Raw genomic sequence first — 12,028 nt, 5'->3', positions numbered from 1 at the left:
GTATTGCTGATGCCGGCAATGAGGTCAATTGCTAATCGCTGAGGCATGAGAGCTGTCGGATTGGGCACAGGTATCACATCGCCACGCCGCACGCAATGTGCTCCTGTGATATTTGAAGGGTAAAAAGGGTGGCTGTCAATATTGTGATATTCATGTTATATAGCGATTTTAGAGGGATGAGACCCCCGAAAATAGGAGTGAACGACAAGTGAATTCGGGGGTATTATGGGGCCTATCGCCGCCAATGATGATGGTGGATGATACGTGGGGTAAAGAGAGAGGATCGTAAGCATGCGACACGGAAAACATCCGGGGGGGGGGGCTTCCATATAAGCATCTGAATAAGTATGTGATGTCTGCGGTGGCAGCACTGGTCGCCGTATCGACACTTGGCATGGGCGCCGTCGCCATGGCCAACCCTTCAGATACCGATCAAACCTCCTTGGAACAGACCCAGACGCTGGTTGAATCCCCTGAACAAGGAGAGTCGGATACTTCAAACGGTTCCGCCGATACTTCCACTGACGCTACCGGCGGCGCCACTGATGGTTTCAATGACTCCAACAATGATGCACCCGATGGCGGTGATGTAACTGATGACAGTGCATCCGATGGCGGTGATGTAACTGATGACAGTGCATCCGATGGCGGTGATGTAACTGATGACAGTGCATCCAACGGCGGTGATGTAACTGATAGCAATGCATCCGACGGTGCCATGGATGGTGAGTCTGCCTCCTCTGGTGAGTCTGCCTCCTCCGGCGAATCCGATGCCACGGGCGACACGGATGAATCAGCAACTGCGAATGAGGAATCCTCAGCCGCAGATACCCAGAGCGATGTGGATGATTCCGTCGCGACGATGTTCAAGAGTCATGAGGTCCCGGGCGTGACGCCCAGCAGCACCAGCATCGATTTGTTCGATTACTGGGATCGATATGACGGTATAAACAAAAAGCCGATTAATGAGACTCGTACTAACAACTACGATAGTTACATCAACAAAGATCATCCGTTGAAGTTTCTGAAAAACGCAAACCAGGCGGATTTCAACAATTGTACGGACAAGACGAAGTGTGGGGTTCAGGATAGAGGCGACGCCAATTTCTGGACGGGAAAAATAGAATCAGGCAATAGGGATTTGCGTCGTACCGGCATCGTCTCGAATACGTTGGTCAACGATTATCCGCAGCTTGCAGGAACAAGTACTAATGGTATGTTCAGGGCCACAAATCAAGGTCCATCATTGGAAACCAATGAATCATTGGATTACCTATTCGATCCGACCAAAAGCAGCGAAGGCAAAGCGTCGTATCCCAACGTCGGGAACCTGTTGCAGATTGATGACAAGGGATACTACTACTACGACAGCAATGAGAACTTTGCATCCTATGATGAGGCCAGCAACGAGTTCAAGCTATACGACACCGGCGCGGTGAATAATGGCGGTGGCGTGGATTCAAAGAACGATCGAACCCAGTTCTTCCCCCTCAATTCGGCGGAAAGCGTGTTCGAAAGCACGGAGGACGCCAACGGCAATCTTCAGTCGAAGGGCATTAAAGCGGATGATATGAGTGGCGCCCTCAACCATTATTTCGGCTTGACCATGTCTACACGTTTCACTACGCAGAATAAGGGCAAAATCAAAGGCTTGGATGGCGAAACATACGATATGACCTACAATTTCGCCGGCGACGACGATGTATGGATCTATATCGACGATGTGCTGGTGGCAGACTTGGGCGGCATTCATAATCCTGTGGGAACCACAATCAACTTTGCTACAGGCAAGATTACGTTTGGCAACGTCGTCGTCAACAACGATGGTTCGATTGAACTGAACAGTTCAGGCTACGAAAGCTATTCATTGGCCGAAGCATTTAAAAAGGCCGGCAAATATTCAGAAGCCGATTGGCAGACAGTCGAGGATGAGTCAGGCAATAAGACGGAGATCTTCAAAGATGACGGCTACCACACCATCAGGATGTTCTATCTGGAGCGAGGCAACCAGGCGTCCAACCTGCGTCTGAGCTTTAATCTGGTGAATATTCCGGAAAGCAATGTCACGAAAGTTGACCAGTCCGGTAATCCGATTCCCAATGTGGGATTCGACTTGTACAAGGCCGACAAGAACTACAAAATCATCGACGGAAATGATGCGTTGGTTGCGAGGGGCACCACGGACCAAAAAACAGGCGAACTGGTGCTGCGCAACTCTAATACCGGTTTGCCAATTTCCTTCGATCTGTTGCATCCCGAGGGTAGCAAGGACAATGACTATTACGTGCTGAAAGAGACCTCGGTCCCTGACGGATATCGAAAATCCGATGACATCCATTTGAAATATGTACCGCCGAGTGATACCGGAAACCAACAGTTCGGCGGGTATGTGGTCGCAGACAAAGACAACATGTGGGATACCGGCGCGTATGCCAACGCCGGTGTGATGGTCAAAGCGCCACAAGATATCTATCGATATGATCCGAGCAAGCCAAAAGGCCAAGGCAAAAAACTTACCAACGACGAGTTGCGTAGTGGAAGACTGTTCGCCGTCATCCTGATGTATCAGGGCAAAGGTGAGCCGAAAGATGTGGCTGACCTTTCATCGAATTGGAAAGTCGTGACCGGTGATGTGTTGAGCGGATATAAGTATTATCCCGAAAACAGGCCGGTTAGCTCGATTGCCGATGTGGCTCAAGCCGTTTCCACATCCACAAAGTCCGCATACCAGTTCACTCTGAATGTGGGCGGCGGATTTGAAACGGTGACTGATGAGCTTCCCGGCGATATCGATACATACTACAACGTCATCGAATCCAAGGTGGGCGCGTCGGCGACCGATAGCAACATCGGTCAGTTCGCCAATGTCAAATACACGGTCGGCTACTACTACACATCGGCGAAAGCCATTGCCAACGTGTCAGAGAGCAACACGACACGTTTGTATATCGAGAGCACGACGCCTGGTGAGATGTGGAGTCGTCAGTTCTCGATGAACCTGAAGGTTCCGAACGTTAAGAACCGTTTCTTTGTGCAGAAAACGGATGAGCAGTGGGTGCCGGTGACCAAGATCAATTCGCAATTGACAGCGCAGTTCACCCTGTATTCGAAGGATCAGGTCAATATCAATGAACAGACCGGCGAAGTGACTCCGAATGATAAAGAGGTTTTTACCGACCGGCAAACCACTCAACCTGAGTTGGTCACCAGTAACGTGGGGCTTGATAGTGGTAAGACGCTGATGCAGAGCGCCGCCGAATTCCCCTCATCGGGAAAAGTGCTGAAGAACGGTGAATACTATCTTATCGAGACACAGGCGCCGGGACTGACTACTGGCATGTATACGGCGACCAAACAGGCCACCCATATCATCGTTTCCAACCAAGGCATTTACGCCGATGCAGGCAAGAGCGGCGATGATGTGCGCGTCTGGAAGGGCGTGGGCTCGTTGGTGCGTAGCATGGCTGAGTTTGCGACCGATGATCAGTACAGCACCACCTTGCGTGATGTCACCGCTACTTTGCAGGTGTGCGGCGAAGACGCTAATGGATCTTCCGCCACGGGCAGCCTCACATATAACGATGATGGCTCCGTTTCATGCAGTGCCGGCACTGATGGTTGGAAACAATCCAAACAGGATGCCAGAAACCCGCTTTATCTCACATATGGTGAGGGCGGTGCCGTGCTGCAATATGGTCTGACCAATCCTAGCGAGGATACCGACGCTTCGTTCGAGGATGTGGCGTTGATGAACGATGCCGGCTGGTCGAACCTTGATGTGAAGCAGAACCACGGTGATAAAGGTGTAGATAGCACCCTGAAAGATAATTTAGGGGATAAAGTACTTGACAAGCTGTTCTCCGGTACCACCACCATTCAGGTGAAGAATACGCCGTCCACCCAGACGGTCTCGCTACCGCTGCAGGTTAAAAAAATCGTCACCGGTGGGGAATGGCCAGATGAGTCGTATACGTTTAGAATAACGGCACCTGAGACCGTGACCGGTACAACAAGCAGTGGCACTAAGACGTATATGACGCCAATGCCTATTGGTGAAGGTGTGACGTGCGAGCCGAAGGCCGTTGATCGACAGCGGACCTGTACAGTGACAATTGCCAAGCCATCAAATGATGCGAGAGAGTCGGTACAGTCATTTGGCCGAATTGTTTATACGTTTGCTTTGTTTAAAGAAGATAAAGGTTGGCCTTGGCCTTCAGAGCTGGACTTTGATTATACGATCACCGAAGTCATACCTGATGGCAAAACAAGCATGAATTATTCTCAGGCCAGCTACACACTCAACGTGAAAGTATCGCTCGGGCAAAGTAACAAGCTCACAGTAAACGCCACGATGACCCAGGCCAAGAACGATAGCGGTTCCACGCCATCCGGCAACAATACTGCCCAGACGAGTGTGTGGGATTTCAATACCTCTGAGACACAGGAACCACCAACCGCCACGTTTACGAATTCGTTTGGGGAGCCTGTTTCGTCGTTGCCGTTTACGGGCGGGGCGACTGGGCGTCAGTGGCTGCTGTGGGGACTGGTTTTGGCTGGTGCTTCGGTGCTGGCGTGGCTGGCCTACAGCGAATGGCGAAAACGTGGCGGCTGGTCAAATTTGCTTGTGTGATTCGCGGCCGATGGTGCCGGCGATCGCACATGAATAACTGAATAACCAATATCAAGATTTGCGGCGGCGGTAGCGCACGGGTGTGGTTTGACCCGGTACCTGCCGGTGGTGTTGTGCAGGTACTTTCGCTGTCGCCCGCAAAACAACAACACAATAGGAAGAGAGGGTTCTCATGAGGATGAGGAAACTTTTCGCGGGGCTCGTAGCCGCCGCAACACTGTTCGGAGGTCTGGCCATGGGCGTTTCCAGTGCCTACGCCGAGGACGGTGAAACTGGTGACAATAATTCTAATCTCAGTGTTGATACTCAGTCCGCAGTTTGCGAGGAGAACGGCACGACGATTACGTTGACGGTGACGGATGCGAACGCGCTCAAGACGTTCACGGATGGGGTTGCTACGGGCAACCGTACGTTCAAAGCAGTCAAGTTGGCTAACTACAACCTAAACAACGGCAAATACCTGACGCTCGAGAGTATCACTGAGGATACGGGGATTATCAGCAAACTCACCGCTCTTGGATACAATCAGTCCAAGGATGGCGACGCGATGACTTGGTTGAGCAAGACGGAGAACTCCTCCAAGTGGCGTACATTCGCCGACGATCCGGGCATAGACTTCACCAATGTGAGCGCTATCGATTCCAGTAAAATCGCAATTGACGATAAGAACAAAACGGCTACGTTCACTATGAATTCGTCTGGTTTGTGGCTGATCGTGGACACTTCTGGTGCCCAAGTATACAAGACGAATGATCAGACCACTACATATCATCCGTTGAAGAACATGCTGGTTGGTACTCCGCTCACCGGTGCCAACTGTCCGTCAGGCAACACGGGTGCGGTTGATACCAAAGATACGAGCGATGTTGACAATCATCCGGAATTTGAATTCAAGAAGATCAACGCGCAAGATCATGGAGTGCAGGGAGCAATATTCAAGGTCTACGAGGGTGAAAGTGTCGACAACGCTAAGATCGTATTTTTCACCGGGTCGAACGGCACGTACACTGTCGCTACTGCCGAAACCCCCGGCGCGGTGACTGAGCTGCAGACACCGGAGGGTGGCGTGATTACGCTCAAGATGCTTGACGTCACGAAAAAAAGCTATTACGTGCAGGAGTACCAGGTGGCCTCCGGCTACAAGGACTTTAAGGGCGATTTTAAGCTCACCTACAACGAAGATACCAAGAAGTGGGTTGCGACGGCCGTGAATGATCCGAATGGCCTGGTTAACCCGAGCAATCCGAAGCATGAATACCTGACGACGGTGCTGAATGTAAAGACCCCGTCCGAACTGCCTCATACGGGTGGTGCGGGTATCGCTGTGTTCAGCGCAATCGGTCTGCTGCTGGCTGGTGCAGCTGGCGTGGTGTACATGAAGTTGCGTGGTGCCAAGAAGACGCTGATCGTCTGACCCGCAGAACTGGTTGTACAACCATCATTCTGATTGTTCAGACCAGACTATTCCCGAAACGTGCTGTGCGGGGTGAGCGAGAAAATCGCGCGCCCCGCACAGCACGTGACGGTACGTCATGACAGTACATCGTGACGGCGCACCATGGCAGCGCATATGGAGAAGGGAGAAGCGAACATGCATCCAGGCCGGCGTATGTTCACTCCGGAAGAGGCGGCATATCTGAGTATGCTGCCCGCGGTGAAACATGTGAGCAGCACACGTATCAGTTACACCCACGAGTTCAAAGTCACATGCCTTGCCGATTATCTTTCCGGGCATTCGCCGTCGGCGTTTTTTCGTCAATCGGGTCTCGAGCCTTCGCTGATCGGTTCTAAACGCATCGAACGATGCGTGGCGCGGTGGAAGCAAGACGACAGGCTTGTCAAAGAAGCTCGTTTGGCGATGGACAAAGGCGTTTCATCACTATTCGACGGCAAAGTCGATGTAGTGGAGCCCGACGACGTCACTCAGTCGGTGATGTCGCTATCAAGAGACAAACGCTACGATCTGCGCGATCTGATCATCTACCAACAGTCGTTGCACATCCACGAACTGGAACAGGAAGTGGCACGATTGCGTGCCGCGACCGCACCGAAACCATGAGTTTCACAGCAGCCCTGGGCATTGCAGACATCCAAGCCCGATATCGTGCGCTGAATCGTCGGCTGATGGCGATGCGCGCCGTGATCGCCGTGCTGCTTATCACAGCCATTGGCGTGGTCGGCTATCCGCTGGTTTTGCAATGGAAATCCGCGCGCAACTTAGCCGCGGCATCAAATAATGCAGCCGAGCAGGTGGCAGGATGGCCATATCCTCAGGCCGAGCGCGTGCTCGAAGCCGCGCGCGACTATAACAAGCGTCTGGCCGAACAAGGCCAAACCATCTTGGGAGAGGCCGCCGATCCCTTCACCACGCAGGCCGGCGAATCAAAAACCTCGGATACAGGCGATTCCGCCGCATCTCAAGACGAGGACTACCAGTCGCAGTTGAATGCAGGCGGGGGAGTGATGGGCACTATTCGCGTGCCTGAAGCCTCCATTGAACTGCCGATCTATCACGGCACCAGCGATGACGCGCTCGCCCGTGGTGCCGGCCACCTGTATGGCACATCGTTGCCAGTGGGAGGGAAGTCGACTCATAGCGTGATCACCGGGCATCGTGGCCTGGTGTCCGCAGCCATGTTCACCAGACTGGACGAACTGGAACCGGGCGACTTCTTCTACATCGAGGTGATGGGAAAAACCCTCGGCTACAAAGTGGATCGCATTACCGTGATCGAACCAGACGACACCTCGGAACTCACCATCATGCCCGGCGAAGACAGAGTGACGCTGATGACCTGCACGCCGTATGGTGTGAACACGCATCGACTGCTGATTTCCGGCCATCGGGTGTCGGTGCCCAACCCCGCCCCGGATCCCACAAATCTGCACGATGCGCGCACCCTCGGTATCTGGACGGCTGCAGGCATGCTTGTTGCCGGATGGGCCTCCATTCGAATCGTGCGCCATATCCGCCGCTCAAAGCGAGACGCTCTCGGCATCGCTCGACACGTCAAACCGGCCGCAACGCATACAACGCATACGCCACATGTATCGCATGCTTCACATAAGGCACCCGCACGCAGCAAATTCTGAAAAGTGTCGTTTTAAGGGGTCTCAAAATTCCGAAAAGTGTCATTTCAGAGGGTGTTGAAATTCTGAAAAATGTCGTTTTAGGCGGTCTTGAAATTCTGATTTGTGTCATATGCTGTAGAAAAGGCAATGATTTCGAGGGAAGAAGGCGACATGCTGCGACGTAAGGCTTTGGAGCGTTTTCGTTTTTGGAAAGAGCATAAAACCAAGCAGGCGTTGCTGGTAACAGGTGCACGCCAAGTCGGCAAATCCACGCTGATCCGCGCTTTCGCCGAGGAATCCTATGATCATGTGGTGATGTTTGACCTCGTGGACAACATGCGTGCGCGAGATTCCTTCGCTCAAGCGCAAAGCGCCCAGGACCTTGAACTGCGTATGTCGGTAATGTCTGATGTCGATATGGTTCCGGGAAGCACGGTCGTCATCGTTGACGAGGTGCAGGAATGCCCGCAAATCGTCACATTCATCAAGTACCTGGTGGATAAAGGCAACTATGATTTCATCCTCTCCGGTTCGATGCTCGGCGTTGCTTTGGATAACATCCGTTCCATCCCCGTTGGCTATCTGACAGAAGTGCGCATGTTCCCGATGGACTTCGAGGAATTCTGTTGGGCCAACGGCGTGCCCGAAACGGCATTCGACATGCTGCGTCAATGCGTATCGCAACGTAAACCCATAGCCGATTATCTGCACAATCGGTTCGCTGATTTGTTCAAGCGCTACCTGCTCGTCGGCGGTATGCCAGATGCTGTGAACGCGTTTCTGCAATCCAACGATATCGGCCAAGTGCGGATAATTCAGAATGATCTTCGCCGCTACTATCGTGAAGACATCAGCAAATATGCGCCGAAAGACCGGCGTTTGGTAATTCAGAATATCTATGACCTAGTGCCGAGCGAACTGTTGCATTCCGGCCGTCGGTTCCATCTGGGATCCATCGAAGGAGTGAAACGATTCACGCAAGTGCAGGATGAATTTCTCTGGCTCACCAATGCTGGAGTGGCGTTGGCTCAATACAATATTGCCGAGCTGGCGCACCCGTTCCTTTTATCGGAGAACCGTAACAAAATCAAACTGTTCTATTCCGATGTGGGCCTGCTGACAGGTGCCTATTCCAAAGAAGCAAGCCGAGACATCCTTGACGATAATCCAAGCGTGAATTTGGGAAGTACCTATGAAAACTTCGTCGTGCAGGAACTGGCAGCGCACGGATTCCAGACGCGCTACTACCAATCGAAAGCGATAGGCGAAATAGATGCGGCGATTGAGCGAGCGGATGGCACGGTAGTGGTGTTCGAAGTCAAATCCGGCAGGTCATACAAAAGTCATGCCGCGTTAGACAATGCGCTTGCATCCACCAACTGCCATGTTGATGAGGCATACGTGCTGTACAACGGCAACGTCGAAGCGTCTGGCAGCATAATGTATATCCCGGTCTACGCCGTAGGACTATTCTCAGCGGAATAGCAGTAAGGGGCTTGAGGCGTCACAATCAAGCTTGCGTGATTGGTGAAAGCGGCTCTAAGCCCGCTGCTTAAACTACTTAATCGTTGTCGTAGCGGACTTGGACGCCGTCCGTAATCATGTCTACGCTGCCGCTGACCAGTTCGATCAGTTGCTGGAACAGTGGGAAAATCAGGAATGTGGCGAAAATCGACCACAGATTCAGGAACACGGTGGTGGCACCGAGCGGCTGCAATATCATGCGGGAAACCAGCATCAGCAGGCCAATCACCGGGCAGATCAGATGCAGTATCACCCCGAAATGCTTACGCGTTTTGAACTGATGCACCGACACCATCAGCAGCGGCACGATAATCACCAGAAAACCGACGGTGATGAATGCATCCAGCAGATGCAGTCCGCCAAGATGCCAGGACGCTGGGGTGAATATTGACGCGATCAGCAAAATGAACCCCACCCCCACGCACATTCGCAGTACGCGTTCGTTGAGCACGTCATCGGATTCGACATCCTCGGCGGCGGACAAATACCTGGTATCTTCCATGATGATCCCCCTTGCGTAGCGACTTCAGTGTAGGCGCGTCAACAGACTTGTGTGGTTTTCCGCAGAAAGGTGAGTTGAACTGTTACGTCATGCCCCGGTGAGGACTACATTAGGACGGGAATTATTGGACGCCATGTCGAATGGATAGGGAATGAAACGTATCGCCGCCGCGGTCACCTGTGCCCTGTGCGTGGTCGGTACCGTTGGCGGCGTGTGGCTGTCTCGCCCGCCGGCTGCGGATTATGGGCCGACATTGGCCGCGGCAAGCGACGTATATGCGGTGATGAATTCCGCTACGAATCCCACGCCAACCCGCTGGTATGTGGCTGGATTTGGCACTTCTGACACAGCTCAAGCACGTGTCGAGCGCATTCCTTCCGATGCTGTCGCACTGCCGTGGACAGTGCATATCAGCTATTCGTTGGACGGTCCCAACGTTGACGCCGATACCGTGCGCGGTGCAAGCGGTTTGGTGGGCATCAGCATTACTGTCGCTCCCTCCGATTCGTTCACGTCTTCCGACCGTTCATCTTCATCCGTCGCTGCTGCCAGCGCAAATGACACAATTCCGGTAGTCGCCTTCAGCATTCCTGCCAGTACTGCCGAGAACCTATCCGCAGATGCCGGAGTATCCATAAGCGCACAAGGCAGCAATATGCTAGTCACCGCAGCCGGGCAGCCGAGCGATACGCTGCACGTCACCTGCTATATGAATGCGAAGGACTTCACCATGAGTCCAGTCGCGCTCGCTGTGCTGCCGACCAGCACCACGCAGTCTGATACCGCTCAGTCTGATATCGCTCAGTCTGATACCACCCAGCTGACTGATACAGCTGCCGCACTAGTCGATTCGCTCACCGATGCTGGTTCCAGCGCGCATCAGCAGCTCATCGATCAGCTCAAGGCACTGCGCGAACGCGAACGTGAGCTGAACAAATCCGTAGTGGCCGAGCGTGAATCCGCCCACAGCCAGGCATTCCATGACTATATGGCCGCCTACGTGGGCTCATACACCAGCCACTTGTCCGGTTCGATCGGCACCTCCACGCAACTGCCCGCGCTGATGGGCACGGCCGGCGAACTCTCTGGGGATACGCCTGTGGCGCAGGCGGTGCTTGAGCTGGCCGACGCGGTGAACAATGTGAGCGCCGCACACCAGCATGCCGGCGCAGTGCAGGCGTTGGACGAGGTGATCCGTCGTATCCAGCAGCAGGGCACCACTGGATTAGTCGACGATCTGACCGCCGAAGCCGCCTCAGAGGCCGCAGCCGGGGCAAAGCAGTATACCGAGGGGCAAAATCAGCTGTCTGCGGCGATGATTCCGTATTCGATGGCCTACACCGACGAATACACGGCCAACCTCAGCATGCTTACCGGAGGATCGTCCTCTGGTGCCGCCGCATATCAGGCGCAGGCCATTGCCTCCACCGACGGCAGTGATGCGCTCGTCAGCGCCCAAGCCAAGGTTGACACCGCCATGGCCACGTTGGCCACGGCGTGCGAGCATACGGGCAAGTCCACTGCGTTAAAGCAGATTCTGCTGCGATTCTCCGATCAGTTCGCCTCCACGCAGACGCAGTCAGATGGTGCGCAGAACAGCGCTACTGGATTGGTGGATACTCAAGCGCAGTCGTTCTATGGCAAAGCGAAAGCCGCTGAAGCGCAGCGCAAAGCGGAGGTCGCACGCAAACAAGCTGAGGCTGCCAAACAGCAGAACGCGGCCGATCCGAACGCATCGCTGGTGGATGATCGCATGCAGATGAGCGCTGGCGACGTGATGAGTTACGCCAGCGGCCTGACTTCGGCCTTGGGCTCAGGCGGTAAATCGTCGGATGACGCGCATCAGGATGCGGCAACGCAAGATTCGGGCAATGCCGGCGATACGGCGAAGAATGCCGACAAGACGGGCACAACTGGTAGTACCGACGATACTAGCGACAACGGTGAGTCGGATACCAGCGATGACAATGCAACCGGCAACGCCGGCGATGCCGACAATATCGAGAACGCTGCGCCAATACTGTTTGGCTTCGGCAACAATGGCACCCTACTCAAACATGACATGAGCAGGCTGATCGGCGAAACCGTGCAATTGGGTGACGCCGGCGACTTGATCGCGCAGGCCATCGCGCAGCTTGAACAGGCACAACAGCTGGAACAGCTCACACAGTTCACGCAATCAACTGACGGCACATCCACCCAACAAAAAACCGCCGGAATCCGATATCTTATCGTGATTCCGACGGTGTAACAGTCAGAGACAAGTCAAAAGCAAGTCAGAAGGTGATGGGAACCGCCTG

The 12,028-nt window shown here is 53.7% G+C and carries 7 protein-coding genes; 6 read left to right on the top strand and 1 reads right to left on the bottom strand.

Annotation, left to right across the window (positions count from 1 at the left end; genetic code table 11):
• Window positions 1-352: 352 nt before the first annotated feature.
• The 5 genes from G1C95_RS02410 (at window position 353) to G1C95_RS02390 (ending at window position 9,187) form a co-directional block, all read left to right on the top strand.
• Entirely contained in the window at window positions 353-4,630 is a 4,278-nt protein-coding gene (locus tag G1C95_RS02410; protein ID WP_169171323.1) for a Spy0128 family protein, read from the top strand.
• Window positions 4,631-4,808: 178 nt separating this feature from the next.
• On the top strand, window positions 4,809-6,044 hold the full coding sequence (locus G1C95_RS02405) for a SpaA isopeptide-forming pilin-related protein (protein ID WP_169171322.1): 1,236 nt from the start codon (window positions 4,809-4,811) through the stop codon (window positions 6,042-6,044).
• Window positions 6,045-6,239: 195 nt separating this feature from the next.
• Entirely contained in the window at window positions 6,240-6,689 is a 450-nt protein-coding gene (locus G1C95_RS02400; protein WP_169171321.1) for a transposase, read from the top strand.
• Complete coding sequence (locus G1C95_RS02395) at window positions 6,686-7,723, top strand: class C sortase (RefSeq protein ID WP_169171320.1); 1,038 nt, start codon at window positions 6,686-6,688, stop codon at window positions 7,721-7,723. The genes G1C95_RS02400 and G1C95_RS02395 overlap by 4 nt, the downstream gene beginning before the upstream one ends.
• A 150-nt stretch (window positions 7,724-7,873) precedes the next feature.
• Window positions 7,874-9,187, top strand: a complete 1,314-nt coding sequence (locus tag G1C95_RS02390; protein WP_169171319.1) for an ATP-binding protein — start codon at window positions 7,874-7,876, stop codon at window positions 9,185-9,187.
• Window positions 9,188-9,263: 76 nt separating this feature from the next.
• Here G1C95_RS02390 and G1C95_RS02385 read toward each other — a convergent pair whose 3' ends face one another.
• Complete coding sequence (locus G1C95_RS02385) at window positions 9,264-9,728, bottom strand: hypothetical protein (RefSeq protein WP_169171318.1); 465 nt, start codon at window positions 9,726-9,728, stop codon at window positions 9,264-9,266.
• Window positions 9,729-9,879: 151 nt separating this feature from the next.
• Here G1C95_RS02385 and G1C95_RS02380 point away from each other — a divergent pair, with 151 nt between their 5' ends.
• Window positions 9,880-11,979, top strand: a complete 2,100-nt coding sequence (locus tag G1C95_RS02380; RefSeq protein WP_169171317.1) for a hypothetical protein — start codon at window positions 9,880-9,882, stop codon at window positions 11,977-11,979.
• Window positions 11,980-12,028: the final 49 nt, after the last annotated feature.

It is taken from the genome of Bifidobacterium oedipodis (assembly GCF_012932425.1).
Lineage (GTDB): Bacteria > Actinomycetota > Actinomycetes > Actinomycetales > Bifidobacteriaceae > Bifidobacterium > Bifidobacterium oedipodis.
This window is presented reverse-complemented; position numbering and strand designations above follow the sequence as displayed.

Bases quoted from the DNA above. Each gene is read 5' to 3' on its own strand.
- G1C95_RS02410 (WP_169171323.1), top strand. From the start codon at position 353: ATGTCTGCGGTGGCAGCACTGGTCGCCGTATCGACACTTGGCATGGGC.
- G1C95_RS02405 (WP_169171322.1), top strand. From the start codon at position 4,809: ATGAGGAAACTTTTCGCGGGGCTCGTAGCCGCCGCAACACTGTTCGGA.
- G1C95_RS02400 (WP_169171321.1), top strand. From the start codon at position 6,240: ATGTTCACTCCGGAAGAGGCGGCATATCTGAGTATGCTGCCCGCGGTG.
- G1C95_RS02395 (WP_169171320.1), top strand. From the start codon at position 6,686: ATGAGTTTCACAGCAGCCCTGGGCATTGCAGACATCCAAGCCCGATAT.
- G1C95_RS02390 (WP_169171319.1), top strand. From the start codon at position 7,874: ATGCTGCGACGTAAGGCTTTGGAGCGTTTTCGTTTTTGGAAAGAGCAT.
- G1C95_RS02385 (WP_169171318.1), bottom strand. From the start codon at position 9,728: ATGGAAGATACCAGGTATTTGTCCGCCGCCGAGGATGTCGAATCCGAT.
- G1C95_RS02380 (WP_169171317.1), top strand. From the start codon at position 9,880: ATGAAACGTATCGCCGCCGCGGTCACCTGTGCCCTGTGCGTGGTCGGT.